Origin of the sequence: Klebsiella sp. JN_Kp122, assembly GCF_040062085.1 — a bacterium.
GTDB classification, from domain to species: domain Bacteria; phylum Pseudomonadota; class Gammaproteobacteria; order Enterobacterales; family Enterobacteriaceae; genus Klebsiella; species Klebsiella aerogenes.
In genome coordinates, this window is record NZ_JBEAHW010000020.1 from 55,503 (window position 1) to 81,761 (window position 26,259).

25 protein-coding genes are annotated in these 26,259 nt (G+C 43.3%); 18 read left to right on the forward strand and 7 right to left on the reverse strand.

Annotated features, from left to right (window positions below):
- Positions 1-18 precede the first annotated feature (18 nt).
- The 3 genes from ABLU78_RS08920 to panE are packed head-to-tail and all read right to left on the reverse strand — an operon-like array spanning position 19 to position 2,013.
- Positions 19-495, reverse strand: coding sequence for an SRPBCC family protein (locus ABLU78_RS08920; RefSeq protein ID WP_047064199.1), 477 nt, complete (start codon positions 493-495; stop codon positions 19-21).
- 50 nt (positions 496-545) lie between these two features.
- A complete protein-coding gene (gene yajL / locus ABLU78_RS08925; protein WP_047058570.1) occupies positions 546-1,139 on the reverse strand; it encodes a protein deglycase YajL in 594 nt (197 codons plus the stop codon).
- Positions 1,102-2,013, reverse strand: coding sequence for a 2-dehydropantoate 2-reductase (gene panE, locus ABLU78_RS08930; protein ID WP_015704565.1), 912 nt, complete (start codon positions 2,011-2,013; stop codon positions 1,102-1,104). The genes yajL and panE overlap by 38 nt, the downstream gene beginning before the upstream one ends.
- 138 nt (positions 2,014-2,151) lie before the next feature.
- Between panE and ABLU78_RS08935 the strand changes: the two genes are divergently transcribed.
- The 18 genes from ABLU78_RS08935 (at position 2,152) to ABLU78_RS09020 (ending at position 22,557) form a co-directional block, all read left to right on the forward strand.
- The gene (locus tag ABLU78_RS08935; RefSeq protein WP_015367982.1) at positions 2,152-2,643 is read left to right on the forward strand and encodes a YajQ family cyclic di-GMP-binding protein; all 492 of its coding nucleotides are present in this window, start codon (positions 2,152-2,154) and stop codon (positions 2,641-2,643) included.
- Positions 2,644-3,368: 725 nt separating this feature from the next.
- Positions 3,369-6,029, forward strand: coding sequence for a filamentous hemagglutinin N-terminal domain-containing protein (locus tag ABLU78_RS08940; RefSeq protein ID WP_032707540.1), 2,661 nt, complete (start codon positions 3,369-3,371; stop codon positions 6,027-6,029).
- Between the two features lie 58 nt (positions 6,030-6,087).
- Positions 6,088-7,734 (forward strand): ShlB/FhaC/HecB family hemolysin secretion/activation protein, encoded by a 1,647-nt coding sequence (locus tag ABLU78_RS08945; RefSeq protein WP_048228426.1) that lies wholly within the window; start codon positions 6,088-6,090, stop codon positions 7,732-7,734.
- Between the two features lie 18 nt (positions 7,735-7,752).
- Positions 7,753-8,121 (forward strand): holo-ACP synthase, encoded by a 369-nt coding sequence (gene acpS, locus ABLU78_RS08950; protein WP_045381043.1) that lies wholly within the window; start codon positions 7,753-7,755, stop codon positions 8,119-8,121.
- Between the two features lie 19 nt (positions 8,122-8,140).
- Positions 8,141-8,896 carry an SDR family NAD(P)-dependent oxidoreductase gene (locus ABLU78_RS08955; protein ID WP_048228428.1) on the forward strand — a complete coding sequence of 252 codons (756 nt, stop codon included), beginning with the start codon at positions 8,141-8,143 and terminating at the stop codon, positions 8,894-8,896.
- A 3-nt stretch (positions 8,897-8,899) separates the two neighbouring features.
- Positions 8,900-9,469 carry a 3-hydroxyacyl-ACP dehydratase FabZ family protein gene (locus ABLU78_RS08960; RefSeq protein ID WP_348820433.1) on the forward strand — a complete coding sequence of 190 codons (570 nt, stop codon included), beginning with the start codon at positions 8,900-8,902 and terminating at the stop codon, positions 9,467-9,469.
- On the forward strand, positions 9,466-9,747 hold the full coding sequence (locus tag ABLU78_RS08965; RefSeq protein ID WP_015704572.1) for a phosphopantetheine-binding protein: 282 nt from the start codon (positions 9,466-9,468) through the stop codon (positions 9,745-9,747). The genes ABLU78_RS08960 and ABLU78_RS08965 overlap by 4 nt, the downstream gene beginning before the upstream one ends.
- A gap of 29 nt (positions 9,748-9,776) precedes the next feature.
- Positions 9,777-10,946: an aminomethyltransferase family protein gene (locus ABLU78_RS08970; RefSeq protein WP_015704573.1), complete on the forward strand. Its 1,170-nt coding sequence runs from the start codon at positions 9,777-9,779 to the stop codon at positions 10,944-10,946.
- A 74-nt stretch (positions 10,947-11,020) separates the two neighbouring features.
- Positions 11,021-13,579 (forward strand): beta-ketoacyl-[acyl-carrier-protein] synthase family protein, encoded by a 2,559-nt coding sequence (locus ABLU78_RS08975; protein WP_071609836.1) that lies wholly within the window; start codon positions 11,021-11,023, stop codon positions 13,577-13,579.
- 4 nt (positions 13,580-13,583) lie between these two features.
- The gene (locus ABLU78_RS08980) at positions 13,584-14,816 is read left to right on the forward strand and encodes a beta-ketoacyl synthase (protein ID WP_047056086.1); all 1,233 of its coding nucleotides are present in this window, start codon (positions 13,584-13,586) and stop codon (positions 14,814-14,816) included.
- A 1-nt stretch (position 14,817) separates the two neighbouring features.
- Positions 14,818-15,771, forward strand: coding sequence for a hypothetical protein (locus tag ABLU78_RS08985; protein ID WP_047056084.1), 954 nt, complete (start codon positions 14,818-14,820; stop codon positions 15,769-15,771).
- 8 nt (positions 15,772-15,779) lie between these two features.
- Positions 15,780-16,487: an ABC transporter ATP-binding protein gene (locus ABLU78_RS08990; RefSeq protein WP_047056083.1), complete on the forward strand. Its 708-nt coding sequence runs from the start codon at positions 15,780-15,782 to the stop codon at positions 16,485-16,487.
- A complete protein-coding gene (locus tag ABLU78_RS08995; protein ID WP_048228430.1) occupies positions 16,471-17,121 on the forward strand; it encodes a hypothetical protein in 651 nt (216 codons plus the stop codon). The genes ABLU78_RS08990 and ABLU78_RS08995 overlap by 17 nt, the downstream gene beginning before the upstream one ends.
- Entirely contained in the window at positions 17,122-18,432 is a 1,311-nt protein-coding gene (locus ABLU78_RS09000; protein WP_348820438.1) for an ABC transporter permease, read from the forward strand.
- An 8-nt stretch (positions 18,433-18,440) separates the two neighbouring features.
- Positions 18,441-19,229, forward strand: coding sequence for an outer membrane lipoprotein-sorting protein (locus tag ABLU78_RS09005; RefSeq protein WP_032712735.1), 789 nt, complete (start codon positions 18,441-18,443; stop codon positions 19,227-19,229).
- Between the two features lie 53 nt (positions 19,230-19,282).
- Complete coding sequence (locus tag ABLU78_RS09010) at positions 19,283-20,614, forward strand: hypothetical protein (RefSeq protein ID WP_045388525.1); 1,332 nt, start codon at positions 19,283-19,285, stop codon at positions 20,612-20,614.
- 13 nt (positions 20,615-20,627) lie between these two features.
- Positions 20,628-21,557 carry an ACP S-malonyltransferase gene (locus tag ABLU78_RS09015; protein WP_015704582.1) on the forward strand — a complete coding sequence of 310 codons (930 nt, stop codon included), beginning with the start codon at positions 20,628-20,630 and terminating at the stop codon, positions 21,555-21,557.
- 10 nt (positions 21,558-21,567) lie between these two features.
- Positions 21,568-22,557, forward strand: coding sequence for a hypothetical protein (locus tag ABLU78_RS09020; protein ID WP_015704583.1), 990 nt, complete (start codon positions 21,568-21,570; stop codon positions 22,555-22,557).
- Positions 22,558-22,608: 51 nt separating this feature from the next.
- Here the strand turns inward: ABLU78_RS09020 and ABLU78_RS09025 are convergent, their stop codons facing one another.
- From ABLU78_RS09025 to cyoE, 4 genes are all read right to left on the reverse strand, one after another.
- Positions 22,609-22,935 carry a hypothetical protein gene (locus tag ABLU78_RS09025; RefSeq protein WP_032712738.1) on the reverse strand — a complete coding sequence of 109 codons (327 nt, stop codon included), beginning with the start codon at positions 22,933-22,935 and terminating at the stop codon, positions 22,609-22,611.
- Between the two features lie 263 nt (positions 22,936-23,198).
- On the reverse strand, positions 23,199-24,725 hold the full coding sequence (locus tag ABLU78_RS09030) for an MFS transporter (protein ID WP_207117313.1): 1,527 nt from the start codon (positions 24,723-24,725) through the stop codon (positions 23,199-23,201).
- A 43-nt stretch (positions 24,726-24,768) separates the two neighbouring features.
- Positions 24,769-25,101, reverse strand: coding sequence for a hypothetical protein (locus ABLU78_RS09035; RefSeq protein ID WP_015367962.1), 333 nt, complete (start codon positions 25,099-25,101; stop codon positions 24,769-24,771).
- A gap of 260 nt (positions 25,102-25,361) precedes the next feature.
- A complete protein-coding gene (gene cyoE, locus ABLU78_RS09040; protein ID WP_015367961.1) occupies positions 25,362-26,249 on the reverse strand; it encodes a heme o synthase in 888 nt (295 codons plus the stop codon).
- Positions 26,250-26,259: the final 10 nt, after the last annotated feature.

Sequence of the window (26,259 nt, forward strand, 5' to 3'; positions counted from 1 at the left end):
GCTTTTTTACATCTGGGTTTAGCGTAGCGTCATCGCCAGGGCATTCAACTGATCGATAACGATATTCCAGCCTTCAAAAAATCCCATCTTTTCGTGTTGCTCACGGGTTTCATTATCTGCATGCAGTACCGTTGCCGTATAGCGACAGCCGTCGTTTTCATCCGCAAAGGTGATAATAGCCGTCATGGCAAACGGGGAAACGGCAGGGCGAAAGTCTGCGGTCAGCATTGAGGTCATGACTAACTTTTGCTGCGGAATGACCTCAAGAAAGCAGCCGGGATTATCGCTACGTTCACCGTCAGGGCCGTGCATCACGGTGTGAAAAGCCCCTCCGGGACGCAAATCAAAGGCCAGAACGTCGGTATACCATGGCTTAGGACACCACCAGGTTTTGAGTAAAGCCGGGTCGGCCCACGCGCGCCAGAGGGCTGTCGTGGGGGCGCTGAGTAGGCGGCTGATGACGAGATCACGAGAATCGGTTGCGCTACGGGACATGCTACGGCTCCTCAAGAAGGGGGGAACCAGCCCGCGGCGCGGACCGGCTATCAGGATTCGTAGTAATTATAGATGCCAGCAGCCATGACCAACTGCGAAGCCACCTCGTATGCTTTTTCGCGACCGATCAGCAGGTCAATCATTTTTAGCGCGAAATCAATAGAGGTTCCCGGACCCTGGCTGGTTAACAGATTAACCCTTGGGTCCCAGACGACGCGTTTATCCTGCCACTGTTCGGCGGGGATTTGCTCTTTCAGCGCCGGGAAACCGGTGATGTTGCCGATGGGGAACAGATTATGTGGCACCAGGACGGTCGCTGGCGCGGCGCAGATAGCCGCCACGATGCGCCCGGATAAATGAAATTGTCTTACGGTTTCTACCAGCAAAGGGCTGTCGCGAAAGCACTCGGCACCTTTAATACCGCCAGGTAAAACAATGATATCAAAATCGCCATCAGCGACTTCGACCAGCGGCGCATCCGCAAGTAGCTTCACGCCGCGCGAGCAAACGATGGTCAGATTGCCATCACTGGCGACGCTGGCGGTAGTCACTTTCACGCCGCCGCGCGCTAATAAATCGATAGTGGTGACCGCTTCGGTCTCTTCACTACCAGGGGCGAGGCAAATCAGTGCCGACGCGCTCATAAGTATTCTCCTTCCGCTTTACCTGTTCAAATAAACGGGCATTTTCTGGCACTGACAGACCGTGGGCCCGGGCGCGATTAAGCAGAAAACCGGTGATGTAGTCGATTTCCGTATGCCGCTGCGCGCGAATATCCTGCAACATAGATGAGATATTGTCTGCTGTACTTTCAATTACCTGATTTACATACAATAACAGGTTTTCCGCAGATGTATGAATGCCTTCACGTTGCATTACCGCTGCGACTTCATGACAGATTGCGCCGATCTCTTGCGGAAAATCTCGCAGATCGCCGTTTCTACAATCTTTCAGCGCAGTCAGGGGATTAATCACACAGTTGACAGCCAGCTTACTCCAAAGAGCAGGGTGAATATTGTCGTGCCAGGCGACATCCGGCAGGACGTTTTGCAGAATGTCGGCGAGGCCGCTGTAATCTTCGCTATAGCTTTTGGCTGGTCCAATATGAGTTGTTCCCTGCGCGACGTGAATGATGACGTTGCCATCGCGGCGGGCGGCATGAGTGGTGGACGCCAGCAGCAGTGGGTGTTTAACGCTTTTTAATTCATCAAGGGTGCCCATGCCGTTATGAATGAGCAAGATAGGCGCAGAAGCCGGTAAGATAGCAGCCAGATTTCTCACTGCCTGGGAAACCTGCCATGCCTTTAGCGTCACCAGTAGTAAATCGCTGGTGGCGAGAAAATCAGGATCGTTAGCGGTCATTGATTCGTTGAAATTACTACCGTCAGTCTCAATGAGATTAACGCTACAAAATGGTTGCGGGACGCGTAACCAGCCCTGAACCTCATGTCCGTTTTTATACAGCGCGGTTAACCATAGTTGCCCCAATGCACCGCATCCCAGTACGGTTACTTTCATTATTCCTCCTCACCTGCGACTTCCCAGGCGCTTGTAGCTAAAGTATAGCGTTATCAGCTAAGCTTCCGGGATAACAAGTTGAGTTATGCCGCGTTGTGGGTATTATGCAACGCAAAAGAAACGGAAGGAGAGGAAAAGATGCCATCTTTCGATATTGTCTCTGAAGTCGATCTTCAGGAAGCGCGTAATGCGGTCGAAAACGCAAGCCGCGAAGTCGAGTCACGATTTGATTTTCGTAATGTTGAAGCCACCTTTGAGCTGAACGAAACCAGTAAAACCATCAAGGTGCTGAGCGAGTCTGATTTCCAGGTCAATCAGCTGTTGGACATCCTGCGTGCAAAGCTACTCAAGCGCGGTATTGAAGGAAGCTCGCTTGACGTGCCGGAAAACTTCGTACACAGCGGGAAAACCTGGTTTGTTGAAGCTAAGCTGAAGCAGGGTATTGAGAGCGCAATACAGAAGAAAATCGTTAAACTGATTAAAGACAGCAAACTCAAAGTACAGACGCAGATTCAGGGCGAAGAAATTCGCGTCACTGGCAAATCCCGTGACGATCTGCAGTCGGTTATGGCGTTGGTTCGCGGCGGCGATCTTGGCCAGCCATTCCAGTTCAAGAATTTCCGCGATTAATAAGCAAAGCCCGATGGCGCAACGCCATTCGGGCATAATGTCGATGTCGATGCCGGAGAAGGCTTAAGCCGCTCTCCGGCAAATTCAGCGCTCTCCACCCTCTCTTCTCTGACCTGCGTCACCCTTTACGATGCGTTTCACATTGCTTTTTCACTACCTACAGCTGGCTGGCATTACTATTTTTAATCAAATTGTAATTCATAAATATGAATTCATATAAACTTGAGGAAATTACGCGATCAATAATCGATAAGGGCGGAGAGGCGTACATTGTTGATCTTAATCATGAAGTGAAGGAAGTTGATTATGCAGGTAAATAATTCACTTTTTATTCATTGTGTTAATCGGGGAAACTGTAACGGAATAAGGATATGGCGTGAAGTATGTCATTATTTATCACACAGCGCTCAAATACTGGACTTCGCGTGTGGTCAATATATGGATTACCGGCGCTTAAAAAAGTAATTAGTCTTCATGCATGGGCAAAGGATGTCTCATATTTTGTATGAATTTAATCAGCTTTCTTTGTTCCAGATGTGTATAAGCGGTCGCAATGTATTTATATAATTAGCTGAGTAGAGCCGAATATAACGTTTGATGGGTTTACGTGCTTTTCACAGGGATTTGTACGCATAACGCGTGCTTAAAATAGTCAGAAGAGAATGCACCTGTACAGGGCATTCCTTTTGGCTGCACTCAATCAATACTATCTTAGAAAGGTTCATATGAAATATCACGAAAATAAAAAAAAGTCCGTTAAATTAAACCCGATTGCGGCATCATTATTACTGTTGATGCCTGTAATGGCGCAAGCGGAAATTTCGATTAAAAATGGCAGCGTTACTGAAGCCTCCAATGGGGTGCCGGTTGTTAATATCGCGAAAGCGAACAGTAATGGCCTTTCACATAACGTATATGACACACTGAATGTTGGCACCGAAGGCGTTATTTTTAATAACGCGACCAGCGCAGCACAGTCCGTGCTGGCAGGGCAGATTGCGGCTAACCCAAATCTTACCGACCGCAGCGCCATGGTTATTCTTAACGAAGTGACTTCAACGAATGCCAGTACCATTAATGGCATGATGGAAGTTGCAGGTGATTCCGCTCACTTAATCATTGCCAACCCTAATGGCATCACGACTCAGGGTGGTGGGTTCATCAATGCTGAAAAAGGGACATTGACGACTGGTACGCCAAAGATAGGTGACGATGGGCTATTAAATGGCTATTCCGTAAATGGTGGAACGATTACTGTAAATGGATTTCAGAGCGAATCGCCGACCGAAATTCTGGCGCGTAGTATCGTTGTGAAGGGAGCGCTTTCTGCAAGTGAGCTTAAGATCGTCGCGGGGAGTAATGCGATCAACGCCGACGGTGTGGTCACCGACTCCGTTACGCCAACCGGTAACGCAAGTACCTATGGCGTGGATGTTTCTAAGCTCGGTGGTATGTATGCGAATAAAATTAGCCTGGTCAGCACCGAAAGTGGCGTAGGTGTACGTAACCTGGGGACGATTTCTGCCGGGGATAGCGGTATTAAGATTACCAGTAACGGTAAACTGCTTAACAACAACGCGGTTATACAATCCAGTGGCGATATCACCTTAAACACCAATGGTGTTCTGGAAAATAGTGCAGGAAAAATCAACAGCGATAAAATGATTGCTATTGATACTGCGGGCAATAAAGTAAGTAATATCAATGGTGGTAACATATTAGCAACCACTAACAACTACATTAATAGCGGTAAGTTCGATAATAGCAATGGGAAACTGGCTGCTGGCCAAACGCTGGCTGTCAATACCAGTGGCAATACTTTTACCAATACTGGTAAAGCTAAAACCGCGGGTATTGAGGCGGGTATCGTTGCTATCGAATCAGGTAGTTTTGATAATAACAACGGTCAGATTCATGCTGGCTATGTTGGCCTGAAAAATACATCATTAACCAATAATGGCGGTACTATTGATTCAACAGGCAATGTCGAAGTTGAAAGTACTGGAAACATTGAAAACGTAAGTGGCTTGATTCGCTCCAGTTCTGGTGCTGTAAAATTAACGACAACTAAAGCAGTAAAAAATAATGACAACAAATCGGCCGATACCACGGGCGGTGAATCCTTGGGTATCGTCTCAGGTAATGGCATCGAGATTGCTGCTGACTACTTATTCAACTGGGCTGGCGAAATTGCCTCAGATGGTGATGTGAGTATCCAAACCACCAGTGATATTGATAACTATATGGGTAAAATTGAAAGCAGTAAGACTGTTTCAATTACTGGTCGCGACATGAATACCAGCCAATCCGGTATTAACGGCGGAGAAGGTGTAAATATCGATCTCGATAATTACTACAGTCGATTGGGAGTGATAACTTCAGTAAACGGTGATGTTACTATCAAAGCCAACACCGTTAGCACAGACAGTTCAGTCATCAAAGCTAAAAATATCAGTATCGAGTCCGGAGCTGATATCGATGCTAAATATACTATGATGGTTGCTGATCAAAAACTAGCGCTTAATGCGGTTGGTAAAATCACCAGTACTGACAGTGACAAATTTGGTTTCTACGTGGGGCAATACTTCGGCTACGGGAATCAGCAAGGCGGTCTAATTGGCGGTGAAGGGGTTGATATTACGGCTAAGAGTCTGAATAACGAATCTGGCCGTATTATTGCGCAAACCGGTGATGTAAATATTAATCTGACTGGCGATCTCGCAAGTAACAAAGGGCAAATTATTGCTAATTCCGGAAAAATGACGATTGCTGCGAAGAAAGTTGCTGCTGATTACGCAACAATTTATAGTTCAGGCAATATGCAGATTGATGCAACTACGATATCATCAAAAGCAAGTGGCTCTGTTGCCAAAAATACCGCTACCGGTATCATCTCTTCAGATAGTGATATTTTAATTAATATTACTGGTGACTACAATAACACTGGATGGGTGAATGCAGCAGGCAATCTGACAGTAAATACTTCCGGTTACGTGACAAATAATCACGCCTTTAATGCAGGTGGTGATTTAAATCTGACTGGCAAAACTATTACTAATAACAGCGATATTGCAGCTGGTAATACACTTAATATCACCACTGCTAATGATTTAACTAATAATCTCGGCGCGAATATTACAGCTAAGACTACTAATGTCACCGCTAAAAATATCTCGAACTGGTCTAACCTGGTTGCTGATAGTCAGTTAAATGTCACTGCAAGTAATAATATTTACAACTACGGTAATTTGTATACCAGCGGTAAGGCTGTTATCAATGCCAAGAAAATAGTCAATACTGGTTTCTGGGCTGTATTAGGCGGCGCTCAAGGACTTGAGACTACTGCCAATGTTGTAAATGTATTTGGTACCGTTGTAGGTAAATAACTTAGGTTGAAGGTAAAAGCGGTAAGGGATTACTGCTTTTACCTGATTAGGGTATGAAATGGATATTCGCAATATAGTAATTATTAGCCTGGTATTGTTGATTGCTGGCCCTGCAGTAGCGGCTGATGCTCAGTTAGGGCGGCTTGTAAAAGAGCAGCAAAACAATGATAACGCTGCTTTCAAAGACCGAAAAATAGAACAAAAGGATGTGTTCTCCGATGCTATCGCAAAAAAAGAAACCGATAGCACATTCCCGTTGGAAAATCCGTGTTTTCAAATTGATGAATTAGTACTTAGTAATGATTTTTTAGACGGCCGCGGATTAAATAAAATAAAAAAACTGGTTGCTGGAAAATGCTTAGGAATGAATGGGTTGAAAAAAGCGGCTGTGCTTTTTCAAGATTACTATATAAATGCAGGCTATATAACAACGAGGGTGGAAATTCCATCTCAAGATCTCTTGACTAAAAAATTAAAGTTAGCAGTGATACCTGGAAGGATTTCTGAGATTATCATTGTTGATAACGATATAAGTAAGTGGGTTTTGCCATTTTCACAAGGTGATATTCTCAATATTAGGGATGTTGAGCAGGGTTTGGAAAATATACAGAGAACACCTGAGGTTGATGTTAAAATTAACATAGTGCCAGGCCCTGAAAATGGCACGAGCAATCTGGTAATTAATACACAACGAAAAAAAATATGGAGTGCCAGAACTTCGTATAATAACTATGGTGATGACAGCACAGGAAACCAACTTATTGGTGGAGTGGGGTATTTATATAATATCACTAGCTTGAGCGATGTTTTTTATCTTGCGGGAACAGGTAGCCAAACCGGGGGTTATAAAAATGCTAGTGCCTATTATAGTGTGCCTTTTGGTTACACCGATCTCAGTCTTTTTTATAGTAAAAGTAAATCAACTCAGGGTATTGATCTTGGTGCATATACTTTTGACTATATAGGTGAGACGGAATATTTCAGTCTCAAAAGTAATCGTATGCTTTACCGCAATGTGAACTCTAAATTGTCTGCGAGTGCCGAACTGATCAGACGGAAGTATGACTATACATTGGGAGGCACAGAGCTAGTTTTGCAAAAGCGTGATATGGGCAACATACGGTTAGGCTTAAATTATAAAAGAAACTTTACCGGAGCTGCGCTGGATTCAACGTTAACCTGGCAGCGGTTTACTAAGGCTTTTGGCGGTACTGATACACCAGACATGCGTACAGGGACCGTTAGTAAGCGAAGTCAGATTTTGAATCTGAATGTGAACTATGTGAAATGGTTAACTATGTTACCCGTTAACGCCTATTACGAACTGAATATTGGGGCTCAGTATTCACCAGATAATTTGACGTTGCAGGATCAATTCACAATAGGCGATCGCTGGAGTGTGCGTGGTTTTCAAAATAGTGATGGTATTTATGGTAATAAAGGGTTCTTCTTACAAAACACGCTAAATGTGGTTGCTGGATATAATGGTTTCGTCCCCTATATTGGCACGGATTATGGTCAAATAATTGGTAAGCTACCTTCGCAGGATCTTAACGGTAAGAAAATAATAGGGGGAGTTTTCGGTATAAAAGGGGCTGTTAAAGCGCTGGAATATGATGCTTCATTATCTTCACCCTTTCTATATCCGGATGATCTGGATGTAGACAGCTATAAGATTAACTTTAATCTTGCTTACCAAATTTAATCTCCATGGAAGGATATTATGCGTATTGGTACTGATATAGTCGAAGTAGCCCGGATCGAAAAAGCTATAACCAATGAAAAATCAGGTTTTCTCTCGAGAGTTTTTACAGCTAATGAAATCAGAGATATTGGAATTATTGATTCTAATTATGAACGTGCGGCAGGTTTTTGGGCGGCGAAGGAGTCTTTGGTAAAAGCTGTTGGTTATGGATTTAGTCATGGCATTTGTTTTCATGATATTGAAGTCACGCATGACGAAAATGGAAAACCAGACTTTATAGTGTCAGGCAAGATCAAAGATATACTTAATGAACAATATATTATGAATATTTCACTAAGCATTTCGCATTGTCGAACTTATGCGATAGCCGCAACCATTATTTATTAAATTAAGGCACTCACTATAAATGTATAACTATAACGATCTAATAGGTAAGAAAGTGCTGGTTACTGGCGCCAGCGGCGACATAGGGCTTGCAATTTGTGGAAAGTTTCTCGAGCAAAAATGTACGGTTTATGCACTGTATAAGACGAATGCCGGGCCATTGCTTAGTCTGAAAGAAAATCACATCGCTGGTGAGCTGCTTCACATCTTACCTTGCGATCTTTCGAAGCAAGACGAAGTTATAGCGCTGTGCGAGCACTTGACCAGAGAAGCCGGGAGACTGGATGTACTGGTAAATAATACAGGGATTGTTAAAGATAGCCTCTTTGCATCAATGAGCTTTGATGATTTTTATTCGGTTATCAATACTAATCTCCTTAGTTTGTTCCGATTGATGAAAGAAGCACTAATGTTATTACGTTCAGCGGAAACACCCGCTGTAATTAATGTTGCGTCTGTGGCTGCTATTGTTCCAAGCGTCGGACAGGCCAACTATAGTGCATCAAAAGGGGCCATACTAAGCTTTACCCGTACGCTTGCGGCGGAACTGGCGCCACGGGGGGTACGTGTCAATGCGGTGGCGCCAGGGATGATTGAGTCTAAAATGGCGAAGAAGGTTCCACGCACTGTCGTTCGCGAAGTGACTAACTCTATTCCATTAAAAAGACTAGGAAGGTGCGACGAAGTAGCTGATGTCATCGTTTATTTAAGCTCTGCCGCATCAAGCTATATCATTGGGCAAACCATCGTGGTCGATGGTGGCATGGTAATGCGGTGATTTATGTCTAAGTATTCAATACCAGCTAAAATTTTTCTTGCCATGGAAGGGTGGCGTCAACCGCTTATCATGGTCGATAAAATAGTTGATTACAAATATGGAGAGAGTGGCTTCATTAAAGTTATTAAGCATGTAACTTACAATGACCCCTATCTTCTTGGGCATTTCCCAGAAGACCCGATTATGCCTGGAGCCATTATCTCTGAGATATTTGGTCAGGCAAGTGAATATTATTCATTTCTGACTGACATTTGTGATATTTATCAACAACGCTATGGTGAAAATCTTAGTTCATTACGTGACCTCTACGCTCTTATCAGACATCCAGATATGCTGAGTACGATACGTACTCGGCGAGCCCAGGTCCGAGGCGTATTAGCTTCACAGAATTTAAAATTTAAAGGGACAGCTTACCCCGGAGATACGATTGAAGTAGTAAGCAAACTTTCGTTTTCTGATGATAGTGGTTTTAAGCATTATTCAGTTACAGCTAACGTAGGGAAAAAGATTATTAGCCAGGGTGTAATTATTAATTTTAGAGAAGTTACTAAATTACAAGGAGAGCAGGCATGACCAATATCAATGACGAAATCGAAAAAAGAAAAAATATAATTGTTAAAATTAAAGCCGAGATTATCCAGCGTCTGAATGTTCAGCGTGAACCTCATCAAATTGATGATGATACGCCATTGTTTGGAAACGGTTTGAAACTGGATTCTGTTGATGCAACAGAGATTATCGTTATGCTTGATAAAATCTTCGATATTCAGGTTTCTGAGGGTGATGATCCATCTTATATGCGAAGTGTAAATAATCTGGCATCTTTTATTTTAAAGAAGAAGTCTTTCTAAGCTGATTATAATGTATAAAAGGACGTTTTATGAAATTACTTTCTGAACTTCACCTGCAAAATAATGCGCTAATGGGCATTTATAATGATAAATGCGTGCCTTCTTCATATCATGATATTTTTGAAGAGTATAAGGCCGTACGCGAAAATGTTTTGCTTGTTGATTATTCCCATATGTCAATTACCAGCGTGATGGGTGATGATGCATGGGCGCTAGTGAACTACATGGCTTCAGCAGATGTATCAATTATCCGTGATGAGCAGGGTATTTATTCTCTAGTACTTAACGTTGATGGAACCATCCGCGGTGAAGTTTATATTCTTTGTGCTGAAGAAGGCTATTATATTTTGTCAGAGGATATGACTTCTAAGGAAATTATAAACATTCTAAATGAAGTTCTCCTTAAGGCCGAAGAGCTAGATATACAGGATATTCCAGAAATCAAATCGATGGACGGAGAAGATTGGGGGATTGTTATGCTGGAAGGCCCCTATGCCTGGGAAATAATGGCGGAAGCTTATGGTTTTGATATCATCGGTCTGCCTTATTACGAATATATGAATACCGATGATGGTTTAATGGTATTTCGCTGCGGTAAACATGGTGAGTTTGCATATCAATTAATCGGTTCTCAAGCAGTCCTGGTTACAATGTGGATGAGGCTACAAGAAATAGGATCAAAATATTTACTAAAAACGGGTGGTTTAGATTATCAAGGGCTGGTGAGGATTGAGAATCCAGGATGGGATGAAAGCCTTTATTCTAGTTACTCACGTAATCCAGTGGAATTGCAAATGCAGTGGGCGATTCAATACGATAAAGAGGATTTTATCGGTAAGAGCGCAGTCGAAGAGTTATCCCTTAAGAGTGCTGAACGTAAACTTGTTGGAATTATACCGGATGAAGGGTGTGGCCATATCGATTCTGATGACCTTGTTATGGTAAATGGGCATCAGGTTGGTGTCATTGTTAACGCCGTATATTCTCCAGCGAAGCAAAACTGGATTGCGTTGGCACTTATTGATGAATGCTATGCGTTAGCGGATATTACTGGATTTAGTATTGTAACTACAAACGGAGAATTTGCTGCTAAAACGCAAAGTGTTCCATTTATTTATAATCGTAGTTTATTAATTAACCCAACAACTCATAGCTATGTTGATGCTTCGAAGGCTAAGAGCGCGCTTGAAACGTATTAATTGTTAGCCTCATTCATACTGTTTTTCCGTCAGTAACGGGATAATGATAAAAATTAAGGATATGTCAGGATATTATGAAAACGAGCAGAAAAAGAGTAGTTATTACCGGTATGGGAATACTGTCGTCGCTGGCTGATAATATTACAGACTTCAGACAAGCGCTGTTGGAGAAAAAAAATGGTATAACTGACAGTGCTCGTTTTTCTAAATGGTTTGAGAATGCCCGTGCGGCGGAAATGTTGCACGAAATTCATTGTCCTGAATTATCCGAAGAGATTGTCTCATCACTCGATAATGCCGCGCTTTGGGCGTATAAAGTCGGCAAGGAGGCACTAAATCAGGCGGACCTTTTCAGCAATCAACAGTGTCTGGAACAGATGGGTCTGATTGTTGGCGTGTCTTCGGCGGGGACTGAAGCATTTCTACCACTCTTTGAACAGCGTGTTGACGATTTCTCGTTACGTAAAGCTCTTTTCTCAGGCGGCTTTTCTTCATGTTGTTCCAGCGCTTCTACGCTTCTGGGTCTAAAGGGTGGAGTGGAACTCGTCGCAACGGCTTGTACGGCGAGTCCGAATGCTGTCGGCATGGCTTTTGATTATATCCAGAATGGCAAAAGCAAGGCGATGTTAGCGATAGGAACGGAGCCTATCTATCTGCCTACCTTCGCTGGATTCTATGCCCTGAATGTTATGCATCCGCAATCATGCTCGCCATTTTCAGGGCAATCTGGGATGTCGATTGGCGAAGGGGCCGGCGCCGTTGTACTGGAAGAGTACGAGCATGCGGTTGCTCGTGGTGCGACCATTTTTGGCGAAATTCTCTCTTATGCAACATCTTGCGATGCCTATCATGAAACCGGGCCTGACCCAAGAGCCAATGGCGCAGTGCAGGTTATGCAGAAAGCAATGGCGAATGCAGGGGTGCAACCTGAGCATATTGATTACGTCAATGCGCATGGCACAGGCACTGAAGCCAATGATCAAATAGAGACTCTGGCGATGAAGAAAGTTTTCTCAGGGGCAGAAAATTTATTGATCAGCTCCACCAAGTCCTATTTTGGTCACAATATTGGCGCTGCCGGAATTGTTGAGCTGATTGCATGTTTGGTTACTCTGCCTGAGCAAAATGTTCTACCAACGTTGAACTTTTCACTGGCGCGCCCAAATTGCGATCTTGACTACGTTGCGAACGCATTCCGGGAAAAAGATATCAATATCTTTATGAAGAACAACTACGCATTCGGCGGCAATAATTGCTGCATGATTGTGAGTACAAAACCAGGCTCTGTTCCTCTCACCTCCTATGACGCAAAACGTGTTGCCATTACAGGGATTGGCGCAGTATCGGCGATAGGCCACTCGATAAATGAAATCCTTCACTATATCCATGAAGCAGATAGCCCTGTAGAACTCAGCGGTGTCGTATTCCCTGATGATACACTTGAGGAGGCGAATGCACTGTTGGATGTACTGGCAACAACCAATCAGCTTACAGAAATTTTCGGTCCTGAATATCAGAAAGAGACCTATCAACAGCCGGAGGATGAGAAGAATTTTAAAACTTACCAGGTAAAAGATTTGGAACCTCGTAAACATCTGCGCCGATACGATCCGCGTAAAGCAACGCGTGGCGGGACTTTTGCTCTCATCGCACTCACTGAAACGTTGAATATGGCTAAACGTAAGATTAAACGCGATGGCAATGACCTGGGCATGGTGCTGGGAATGGCGCGAGGTCCACAAGAGACAACCTATAAGTATTTGCAGAGTTTGAAACCTGACCCGAGAAAAGTACGTACTTCTGAATTTCCCGGTTCCCTGATGAACTCAATTACAACATTCTGCGGGATTTCCGAGGGGATAAAAGGATATACGACAACGCTGGCGACAGGTGAAAACGCTGCGCTTGGCGCATTGACTTATGGTTATGAAATTGTTCGCCAGCAGCTCCAGCCGCAGGTGATTGTGGGCGGAGCCGATGAATATTTCCCTTCCATGTCTCTGTATATGGATGCTGTGACAAATAAAATTCATATGACCTCAGATGCTTCGGATTATCAGATATATGCTAAAGAGGCGAATGGATATGTTCCTGGCGAAGGTGCCTGTATGCTGTTATTAGAAGACCCACAGGCTGCGGTTTCTCGCGGAGCCGAGGTATTGGCCGAAATCGCCGGATATGGTAAGTCATGTAGTAATTCCTACTTTGATATCACTCAGGTTGAAGAAAAATCCGCAGCAATGTCTCTGGCCATTACTCGTGCGCTTGTTGATGCAGGTATTACATCGAAAGATATTGATTTGGTATGTGGTACCAGCAATGGCAGCGAAGTGAATTCTTTGATAGAAATGAATGCAATTTATATGTCGTTTAATTGCCATAATCCACGTGTCCCAGTAGTGAATTATAATGCTTTCTTTGGTTTTGTCGCTTCGGTTGCGGGTCTTTTAAACCTGTCAGTGATTCTTGATTGTATTAAAAAACAATCAGTTCCTGCCATTCCCTATACACAAGCATTCGCTGATAAAAGGATTAATTTTGTGCATAAGCCATTAAATCTAAATATCAAGTATGCTCTTTTAATTGGTGCTACCGAAGGTGGTAATTATTACGCAATTGTAATAAAAGGATAGCCCGGTGAACGAAAGAGCAATTATTTCTGGTTTCAGTGTTTGTTTGCCTTATGCAGAGAATAGTTCGCTGCTAATTGAAAGTTTAAAGCAGGGAAAATGCGTGAACTTATCTCCATGGTTTGCATCAGATAACCAAGCTATAGAATGTGGGTTCTCTGGCAATATAAATATTGCAAAACTAAAGCAGAATAATGATAGCGCTCTTGACCATTTGTATAGACTTATCGATGAAGCCTTACTTCAGGCTGGTCTCAATGATGACTGCCTGAAAGGCGACAGGGTCAGAGTGTACATTACTGGGATCGGTCCTCGTGTCGATGTCATGGATTATAGAAATTTCTATAATTATAATGATATGGAGGATGTGTCGGTAACATCCTCAATTAAAAATCTGGCTGTGAAAAATATGTCTCAGGATAGTTTTTCTTACAATCTGGCGAAGAAATATGAATTAAGTTACCTTCCGCCGAATATGAACTGCACAAGTAACTCGTCGCTAACAGCTATCCATCTGGCCACCAGAGCAATTGAAAAAAATGGTATTGATCTTGCACTGATTATCAATATCTCAAAAATTAAATATCAAGATCTGGGTTTTCTTGCGAGCCAGGGAATGCTGGATAGTGAGATTGTTCAACCCTTTGGTGTGAATAGCAATGGTGTGCTTTTTGCTGAGGGTTATGGTGTTATGCTGCTGGAAAACCAACGACATCGATTAGGGCGAGGGAAAAGTCCAGGAATAAGCATTTACTCGGCTTATAAACAAATTAATGCTGGTCGTAGTAATGATGCCTACTGGCAAAGTGCCAGCATTCTAAAATTGATAAATTCACTGCTGAATGATTCGGGTGTGCAAAAAGAAGAACTTTGTGCATTTATACCTCACGGTAATGGCACCTCATCAAGTGATAATGTTGAAGCAAAAGCTATCGCTATATTTACAAGTGAAATGACTCTTCCAGTACTGGCCTATAAGGGACAAATCGGTTATACCGCAACCGGTTCAGGATTGATAGATATAGTAATTGGTTATCACTCTTTGAAAAACGGTGAGTTAATTTTTCCTGTTATTAATGATGACATCATAAATGATGTCTCGCGCCATATACCGACAGAGGGCAGGGTAAGCAGACATGACAAGAAACATTTATTAAAGACTGGGTTGGGTGTAGATGGTTCCGTCATTGCACTCTTAATGACTAATTTAAATACCAACACTGGCTACGAGGGAGAGTGATATGTATCTGTCATCATATTCTTTCCTTGAACCGGAAGAACCATTTTATTTATATTATCCAAGCTGGCTAAATGTTTGGGAATCACACTCCTACAATACAGCATTGAAGGCAACTGGAGCTAATGGTTGGAGGTTCAAACGCTTTGGAACAAGAAATGATGTATACACGCGCGAGATTACAAGACGACCAGATCATATACCTTATATAAATGCTCTTGATAAGGTATCAGATGCCGCTTTACACAGCTTGTCAGCAAAAGAACGGATGTTATTACTTAAATCGCGAACCGCATTTATCTATATCGATTCATGGGGAGAGTCAGGCGTGTTTGAATACAATATCAGTAGCCTTAATTTATCCACTATTGATACTTTACCAAAGAGTCTGATCAAAAAATTTTCCATCAATGATGTAACCTGCAAAATTCGCGGTGAAAATAATTCACTCTTTCAGGCTATGGCAATGGCTCAGGATTATCTCGGCTGGGATGTTTTTGATTTTGTCGTTATCTGTGGTGGATACCGAGCTGTACCATTGTTAGCTTTCACTGCAGAAAGTATGAAACAACGTAAAGAAAAAAAGAAATATCGTCATATTCCTGGTGTGAATTTATCTATCGAACGGGTAGGTTGCTTTGTTTTTAGTAAAAGAGAAGGTGGTTTCAAAGTACACTGCAGCCCATACACATATGCTGATGTAAATGAAATTAGTCTGCCGGGTCATAAAAATATCAATGATGTTGACTGCATTGCCTATGCCGGAGGTATAAATAAATCCATAACAGCCTCTGAGAACGTGATAGATCTTATCGCTCGCTACGGTTGCAGCGGATGTGTGACACCGGCGTTAACTTGGCAATATATTAACCAGTACGCATTACATAATGGTTGTATCAGAACCGTTATTCCGGGAGTAGCTAGTGGCTATGCCTACTTTGATACCTGGTACCAATAGGAGGGAATATGCGCAGCAATATAACAGAACTACCGGATATTTCGTTATCTGGAATATATAAGACCTATGGTTGTCTGGACAATATAACTTATGCTTTAAACAATATTAATCTGGACGTTGTGAAAGGCGAGTTTCTTGTATTATGTGGGCCTTCCGGTAGCGGAAAGAGTACTTTGCTAAATATACTTTCTGGTATTGATATGCCAACTACAGGCCATGTCTTCTTTCTGCATAAAAATCTCAATGCGTTGTCTGAAAAAAATCTTGCACACCTTCGCAGTCGACATCTAGGTTTCATTTTTCAATTTTTTAATTTAATACCGGTGCTTAGTGTTTTTGATAATGTTTATTATCCCCTGACGCTGAATGGTCATTTTAATGCGAAAGAGGCCCGAGAGCGAACGCTGCATTTCCTCGATAGTGTTGGTTTATCCCACTTATTGGCTAGAAAACCTGGCCAGTTGTCAGGTGGTCAACAGCAAAGGGTCGCTATTGCAAGGGCACTAGCGCATAGCCCTGAAGTTATTGTTGCTGACGAACCTACCGGTAACTTGGATCTGGCTACCGGTGAATCGATTTTGGACCTACTGGTTGAGATTAATCAGCGAACGAAAACAACTTTTATTATCTCAACCCATTCGACTCAACTTAAAGATCGCGCAAGACGGAGCGTGGAAATTAAGGATGGAGCAATAATTTATGATTCAGCGAAGTAATCTTTTTAAAATTCTCCTCCTGTGTCTGACCATGTTTACATTTGCAGTATTTGCTGAGATGGGATCAACTCCTGCGACCTCCCGTGTCTTACAGAGCGGATTTCCTGGTGAGCCAGAAGCTTTAGCATCTATCACTGCTGATTTATATAAAGAATATGAACATACTAACAACGTCGGCGCGCTGATCTTTTACTCATGGGGAATGTTGCGACAGGCTAACTATTATCAGAGCGTTAATGATCTAATTAACGCTTCTGAATACGCGAAGACTGGATTCTTTTATCTGGATGAATCAGTAGATGCTAATGAAGATAACATGCTAATTCGATATTTGCGTGCAAGAGTGGATGCCTGGCTTCCCGTGGAATTAGGTCGCTGCGTGATTACAATCGAAGATACTGATTTACTTCTTGAAAATAAAGAAAAATTTAGCGGTGAGGTTATTAATAATATAATTACAATGCGTTTGCGAGCACTGCATAATTGCCATCGCAAACAGCAAGAAAAGCAACTCACTGAGCATCTTCGCAGAATCAATCAGCAGCGTGAAATTGATTTTGAAAGTAACCAGTCGCCGGTTTGGGAAATGGCTGAAGTCATGCAGGTTGTCGTTCCTGTTATTAAGGGTGATTAAATGTCAAAGGATATGATATTTTTTAATTCTATTCTGGTTTTAATATTGATGTTTGTTATTTATAATGTCATCTTTAATTTTGGCGATGCAAAATTCTCATTTTTGAACTTGCTACGACATCGGCGTAGAACAATATCTACTCTTTCTGCCATCATTTTAGGTGGTTGCGCAATATTTTTGTATGGTGGTTTTATCAACTACTCTTTTTGGATACTCAAAGAACAAACGATACGTACCAACATTGGTCATGTGCAAATTTATAACAGGAGCTATTTTGAAACCGCTAACAAAAATAAGAGCCTGATCTCTGATTATGCTACGTTAAAAAATAAAATTTTACATAACGCCGATTTTTCTAATGAGATTTCAACAATAGCTGGCCAGCTTGAATTTACCGGAATAATTTCACACTACGAAAGTGAAACGTCAAATTATTTTTCAGCACAAGGCGTAGAACCTTTACCAGCCCTGAAGTTAGGGGCATTTGATAAGATAGTTTTTGGTAGCGATTTATCTCGCGTAAAACACAATGAAGTTACTATTGGCAGTGGCCTGGCAAAAACACTAGATAGCCACTATGGTGACTGGCTTGATGTCATGGCGGTTAATATAGCCGGAGGGCAGGGGGCTATCTCTGTCAAACTACGCGGCGTCTTTGAATCAGGAATAAAGGATTATGACGATGTTGTTATAAAAATGCCTCTTGAGACTGCGCAGCGAATTATGGGGACTGATGGTGTTAGTAAGATAGTCATCTTGCTAAACAACGATGATGTAACATCTTTTGTTAAGAAAATGAGAGAGTATATAGCAGACCAGCATTTGCCTCTGATCGTTAAGGACTGGAAAGAGAACTCTATTTTTTACCAGCAGGTGGAGGGCATGCTGTCGGGGATCTATTTTTTTATTAAACTTATTGTGGCGCTAATCGTGGTTTTCATGATCGGTAATTCAATGACGATGAATATTGTTGAACGAACCCGGGAAATTACTACACTTCGCGCAATTGGTTTACAATCAAGTCGTGTTACGCGTTTATTCTGGATGGAAGGCATATATATCGGTATCTTTGGCGCATTGGGGAGTTTTTTCTTTGGTTTCACTATTGCTGCCATAATTAATATTTCTGGTATTGCGATGCCACCTTCGCCGGGCCAATCAGTAGGCTACACCGCATTTATTAAAACAAATGATGTTGAATTGATCTGGGTAACCATGATATTACCAATTTTAACATCAGTCGTGGCTTCCATTATTCCCGCATACCGTGCATCGCGCCTTAACATCACTGATGCATTCAAATTTTCATAGAGGAAAGTATGAAAACCAGTGTATTGTATTTATTTATCATAGCTATATATTTGCATTCTGTCCCGGTGCAGGCTACGAGTAATAGCCTGCAAGCTCTGAATATAATTCGGAGAGCTGATGATGTTCGCTCACCAAATGAGCCTTTTCGCTATAACGTGACTGTACTTGAGTATAAAGAGGGTGGCAAAGTGCCTGAAAACATGCAGTCGCTGGATATATCGATGCGCTTTATTAAACCAGAAAACGGTTTGAAAGCTGATGCTCGTTCACTTATCCGTTTTACCTATCCTCCGCGAGATAAAGGCAAGATCATGTTATCTGATTGGTATGACTTATGGTTTTATACGCCAGAATTACGCAGGCCTATTCCTATTTCGCGCTCACAACGATTAATCGGTCAGATCTCTAATGGCGATGTTATAGTGACGAACTTCGAGTATGCTTATGATTCGACCCTGGAAGGGGAAGAGCCTTGTGGAGATAAAATTTGCTATCGACTGTCTCTCACTCGGAAATCTGAGGCCGTTACTTATCCTAAAGTGATTTACCTGGTGGAAAAAAGTGCGGAATATCGGCCATTTAAAGCATCATATTATTCTCTTGATAATCAACTTCTCAAAAGTGTCTTGTATAAAAACTATCAGATAGTATTAGGGAAGAATCGTCCAACAGAGATTATTGTGCAGAATGCTCGCTATGAAAAAGGTTATTCTGTCATGAAGTATAGTGATGTTCGCCTTGAATCGTTGCCTGAATTCCACTTCACTAAAGAGTTTATTCAGCGAGGCGCGAAGTGAAGGGCCATCTGGGTACATTGCTATTTGCTTTGTCACTAACACCATTATGGGGAATGGCTAATTGTCTGTCAGGTGACCAAATACGCTCGAATGGCCAGATTATTTTGAACGCGCAGGCATCTTTTGCGCACAAAAGTGACTCCATTTGGCGCATCAATGGCGCTAATCCATACACGGCCGATAACGCGTATAATGATATTTCTATTAATCTTTCAAGCGCTTGTTCCTTCATTGAGGATGTGCTGGGATTAGATTTTTCATTATATAGTTTAGGATATTATGCGATAAAAGAAGTAGGATTATTCGAACAGGATGATCATCGCGCAAAAATATTAATTGATAGGCTCAAGATTAACTGGTCGTTGTCTGATAGCATAAGTTTTGAAGGTGGAAAAATAAATTCATTTCCAGGTGCCTTTCATTTAAAATCACCAGCCTCACTGTTGACTTCCTATTATGCCGGATTTAAACCGACACGAATATACGATCCGAAGCTGGAGTCCGCCTATAGCGAGTCGTATTGGGGGGGGCGGTTAGCCAAAGAATTTCGTGATTATGCATTCTCGCTTACTGTTATACCCAAATTAGCAAGTATCGATAAATATTATGAATCATCCAGTAACTGGACAGCCAATCAAAGGGCTAACAGCAGTGAATACTATTCATTAAGTTATACCGATTATCGGCTTGTTAACCATCGGCTAGCAGCGAATATAATGCTTGGCGACTCTCCTTCATTGGCACTATCTGATGGCTATAATTTAACTCCTCAGTTTGTTGTCAACGTAGAAGCGGCTTTGCACAAAACGCAACAGTGGCGTCACTTTTCTGTTGAAAAACGGAACGAGGTGCTTTCTGGGCTATATCCTTCATCGCTATATGCGCAGAATGACAAAAAAGGTTATGAATTAGCCGTTGGTGGGCAATACACCACTGACTTTTTTAGTGTGTTTGGCATTGAGTACTACTATCAAAGCGAAGGCTACTCAAAATCGGCATGGCGAGAGCAGGCTGATTTTATTAGGCTATTAAGTAAAAAAACCGGTTATTCCAGCTTAGACCAAGTATTAGATGATTATAAGTATCTGATGGGTTCAGAAATAAGTAATACAGGAAATAAAGGTATGCTGCAGGGGCGGCATTACATTACTTCATGGTTAAGTTTACAGAGTATAGATCATTCAACTTTTCAGCCTTATTTAGTGGTGAACTTAGTCGATGGTAGCTCCTTAATCGGGGCCCATTTTGTCCAGCCATTAAAAGGGGTGAGCGAACAGGCTGAGACTTATACGGGGTTGTATAGCGCATTAGGTAGTCGTGATTCTGAGTTCGCACTTTTTGGCGAGACTCTCGGAGTTTACGTTGGATTTAAATATTATTTATAAGGATATTTTTTCTATGATAAAGCTATCAGACCAGCCAACGGTGCTTATTTTTGCCGGTCAGGGAAATCCTGCCGTCGGAATGGGAGCTGATTTATGGGATTTGAATACAACGACGAGACAAATCTGGGACTGCGCCAGCGATGTGACAGGGTTAGATCTTCGTCGGTTGTGTCAGAAAGGACCGATGAATCGTCTGGTGAAAACGACGACGCAGCAGTCGGCGGTGACAGCTATCAATATCACTCTCTATAGTTTGTATGCCGAGCGATTCGCTGACGCTAACGTTGTTGGTTCGTGCGGCCATAGCGTTGGTGAATATAGCGCACTTTATGCGGCCGGCGCCTTAACGCTGGAAAATGTGTTCAAGCTAATATTGGCGCGCTCTACTATCATGGGCGATTTAAGCAATATTCATAAAGGCGCGATGCTAGCCGTGAGAGGTGCCGATTTTCAAACGGTAAGTCAGTTGATTATCGACTCCGGAAGCCCGGTCGTGGTGAGTTGTGATAATAGTCCCTCTCAGCAGGTGATTGGCGGTACGCTACCAGATTTAAGTGAATTCTCTGGGGTTCTGATGGGGGCTGGTCTGGATGCTGTCAAGCTAGGTGTTAGCGGAGCCTGGCATACGCCTCTTATGTCTGAGGGGATTCAGCCCATGCGGGATGTGCTCAAGACGGTGGAGATTGTACGGCCAAATTATCCTGTACTGATGAATGTCACTGGACGGGAAGAATATAATCCGGAGAAAATTAAAGAGAACTTATCTTTGCATTTGACCCATAGAGTACGGTGGAGCGCATCGATAGCCGCCTTTTTACAACATATCCCCTCCGTCAGGTTTGTTGAAATCAGTAACAAGGTGTATCTTGGGCATCTGCTAAATGATTTCGACGGTTTCTCTGTAGAATATTTTACACATTGTCGAAAAATGTTGGCGGCGTAACGAGGGTATCATGATTCCGGATTATTTAACGTTTATTCGTCGTCAGGATCGGTCGCTTTTACCGTATTTGTACTTTCTTACTACATTACTAATTGCATTTTACGTCAAAAACAGAGGGTATCTGTTAACCGTAGAGGATGCCTTTCCAGTAAGTGCCATCTTTTCATTAACTATGTTCAGCTTTGTTTATGAGTTAAAGGGATATTGGGCATATAAATATGCGATAAGGAATATCAATTTTTCTTGGTTGCAGGGGAAAAGCTATTCGCGATTTGAGATAATACTGTGGCAGCCGCTTGTCGCTACAACGTGCTGTTTACTGAGTTGCTATCTGGTTGTTACAGGATTTCTACTCTTTTTTTCAACCATTGTAGCCATGTTCTGTATTGCTATTTTTGTGCCAATGATAATATATATAATGTGTTGGATGGCGAGAAATTGTTACGTCAAGCAGTTGCAGCAGGCAACTATCTATACGCTTAAATATCGTAATCTCCATCACTATACCTGCTTGAACGTTACCGTGACTGTCTTGACCAGTTTTGCGGTTATCAGTCCGCTGATTGCAGATGATGATTTTTCCTTAGCCGATGGTTTTTTTTCACCTCGCTTGATGGTGGCTATGCTGATCCTATGTTCATTAATCCTGCTGGTTAATCTGTCTTTCGCTCACCCTTCCAGGCGTTATACCTTTTTAGGTAGACTTTTGCAAAAAGAGTTTGATGTAAACCTTGTCAATACGATGATACTTCCTGGGATAAATAGCAAACCTTTGTGGCTTAGATTGGTTATTTTCTTCACCCTTCAGGTTTTCTGGATTGTGACTGTTAGTCTGTTGTTGAAACTTTTAGGGTGGGAAATATATTTTTATGCATATTTTATTTTATGTATGATACCTGCGATAGGATACTTTTACTTGCATGTCTATTGGAAGTGGCATGAAGATTACATGACTGCCTGTGATATGTATCTCAGATGTGGTGAAAATAATAAAAATTAGAAATTGAAAGGAAAATAAGGCCAGTCAGAATGCTGACTGGCCTTATTCTATTTAGCTTTGCAGGGCATCAACAACGCCGCCCCAATCAGTCGCAGCATTATAAACGAAATTTGACCAAACCCCAGATTCTGCATACAGCAGGGAGTTGATATGATCGGTTAGAATGCTTCCCAGGCTAGATGGCGAACCGCCAAGAATATTGGAAATTAGATCAATAGTGGTTTCCAGAGCGGAGGAGGTCAGAACCATACCAGCATTAATACCTGCTGCTACCAGGCCCAGTGCTGATTGAATCGTGAAATCAACCAAAGCACAAGGCAGGTCGATAATACCAGCACCTGAGATATATTCCATTTCGTTTGCTGTTAATTCTTTCATTTTTAATTCCATCCTAGATTAATGAATAGTTAGTGATGTGCTTATACACACCGGGCAATATACTAATCAGAGGTTTTTTTATATAATAGTGAATATTTAAATGATCTATTAGTTTTAATGTGAATTAAAATTCACAAACGACACTTAGATAAGTGATGGGTATTATTTAGCTACTTCATATTTGATAACAGAAGATACCCGAGAGTATCTTCTGTGTGTGCGAGCGTGCAACTTATTGTTTAGAGCTCAGCAATTCAGGTCTATTATGAAGTTGCGATGATGGTCTGTTCAACCTCGAAGCGGTTGGTCACTTTGCTATCGATCTTTATATAGGCTGAACGTTCTTCAGCGACAATCATGACCTGTTCAACGCCAGGTTTCGACAACAGACGGCGCTGTAGCTCATCATCAATGACTACATCGTCCGGGATCTCAACACGTAAACTGCTGACATAAGGCGGTTCACTCATGGTGCTGGCCACCAGTAGCCACAACATCGCCAGTAGCGCACCGAGTAAAAACACGGTCTGCGAGTCAAAGAATCCGTCTACCCAGCCGCCCAAGGCGCCACCGATGGCCACGCCGATAAACTGACTGGTAGAATAAATCCCCATTGCTGTGCCTTTGTAGCCTGCCGGTGATTCCTTGCTGATTAACGAAGGCAATAACGCTTCCAGTAGATTGAAGGCGAGAAAGAACAGTTGCACCCCTGCAACTAACTCCCAGAAATAGCCACCAGCTCCCCAGAGCACGATTTCCGCTATCAGAAGCAGAGCGACGCAAAGCAGGAACACCCGTTTCATCTTGCGCTTCACTTCCGCATAGATGATGAATGGCACCACGGCGACAAAGGAAATGACCATGGTTACCAGATAAATTTTCCAGTGCTCGGCGGCCGGGAAACCTGCGGCCTCCAGTTGTCCTGGCAGCGCAACAAAAGTCGACATTAGCATGATGTGCAGACACATAATGCCGAAGTTCAGCTTGAGGAGTTTAGGCTCAGCAAGCACTTTGCTGAAACAGCCCTTTACCATGCCAGATTCACGGTTCAGTACATGATTGTGGCTATTTGGTACTACCCACAGAGTCAGCAAAATACCGAGGCTGGCCAGAATAGCGATCATCCAGAAGAGGGCGTGCAGCCCCAACTGGTGAGTGACAATAGGGCCGAGCACCATAGCGATGGCAAAGGTCACGCCAAAGCTGACGCCAATGAAGGCCATCGCTTTGGTACGGTTCTGTTCGCGGGTTAAATCGGAAAGCAGTGCCATGACGGCGGCGGCGATAGCGCCTGAACCCTGTAGGGCGCGGCCAAGAATAATGCCCCAGATGGAATCGGTCAGCGCGGCGATGATGCTGCCGATAACAAATATCAGCAAACCACCAATAATTAACGGTTTACGGCCGATGCGGTCAGACAGGAGGCCAAACGGGATCTGGAAGACGGCCTGGGCGAGCCCGTAAATGCCTATAGCCAAACCAATCAGCGCTTCGCTAGCCCCCTGCAGCGCCATGCCATATGTGGTCAAAACGGGCAGGACCATAAACATGCCGAGCATGCGCAGTGAAAACACGGTCCCTAAACCCCAGGTTGCGCGCAGTTCTCCTGGCGTCATTTTGTTATCGTTCATTACCACCTCAATATAAAAACTGTGACTAGTGTAGTGGGGGGATAAGGACGCGTAAATAAATGTTTGTTTAGCAGATATTACGACTGTGTTGCGTAATAGAAGAAGGGATGAGAACCAGACGATAAAATGGTGAAGAGCTGAATAAATAATGTAAAACAACAGAAAGGGCAGCGTGAAAAATCTGCCCTTAATATAGCTCCGATTAGGAAGCGGCCTGCTCCAGGAAGCTATTCCAGTCGGTAGCGGCGTTGTTCACGAATGTGTTCCAGCTGTTACCAGCGGTAGAAACGAAGTTTGCCCAGTTCTCTTGACCTGTGCTAACGACGCTTTCCCAGTTTGCCTGACCAAGGAGGAACTTGCCAAACTCAATCGCGCTATCGCCAACGAAAGAGGCAAAAGCCAGACCGGAAGTCAGCGCAAATGAGGTAAACCCAGCCGCAGAATTAGCGACAAAGCTAGCGAAGCCAGTTGCAGCGCTCACCAGGTTAAAACCACCTGAGACAGATTCCATTTCGTTGAATGTTAGTTCTTTCATTGTTATTCCTTGCTGTTAAATCCATGTTTTCCGTAGGCGTTTGCCTACTGCACAAGGCTAGCACTATCTCCGCTAATGGCGCGAGATGGCTGACTGTTAGCGATGCTCAATTTTTTCTCAATTTTTAACTATTTAATGAATGAAGAAAATGAAGTGCAAGAGTGAGGGGAGGGCGGTATGAATGAAGTAATCCTATGTTGGCGTATAAAAAAAAGCCCCCGGCTAGCGGAGGCTCTTTTCATTTCACATTTAGCGTAATCTTATCTGACGTAAGCCAGCAGATTATGTGAATCCGGCACCATGAAGTCGACAGACATCATGACTGACAGCGCGGTGATAGCGACGATGGAAAAGACGAACAGCTTACGTGCCCAGACTTTATCATCCGCCACTTTGTATCCGCGCAGCGCCATACCAAGCCACCAGACGCTTACCGCGGCCGCTACGACCAGATATTTATATCCGGCGTACCCCCCCAGAGAAAGCATCAGCGTTGCCACGGCAAAGGCCACGATGTACAGCGTGATATGGTTTTTCGCGACTGAGATGCCTTTCACTACCGGCAGAACCGGAATATTCGCCGCCTGATAATCCTTGAAACGGAAGATCGCGATGGCGTAAGAGTGAGGCATCTGCCACAGGCTAAAGATCGCCAGCAGAATCGCCGCGCCGCTGTCAAAATCACCGGTAACTGCGCAGTAGCCAATCACCGGCGGCGCAGCGCCGGAGAGTGAGCCAATCAGCGTGCCGTAGACAGAGTGGCGTTTCATATACAGGCTATAGATGCCGACATAAACCACAAACCCCATCACGCCAAGCCAGCAGGCCAGCGGGTTAGCGCCGAACCACAGCAGCATGAAGCCAGCAATACCCAGCAAGGTGGCGTATACCAGCGATGATTCTGGCGAGATCAGCCCTTTGACCAGCACCCGGTTTTTCGTCCGTTCCATCTTACGATCGATATCACGGTCGATGTAGTTGTTGAAAACACAACCCGAGGCGACCACCAGGGATACTCCGAGGAGCGTCCAGACGAACAGCGGATAGTCGATGTGGCCTTTGGAGGCCAGCAGGAAACCGCCGATCACGGAGATCAGGTTGCCAAAAATGATGCCTGGTTTCGTTACTTGCAGGTATTGCTTAAACATACTCGCCGCT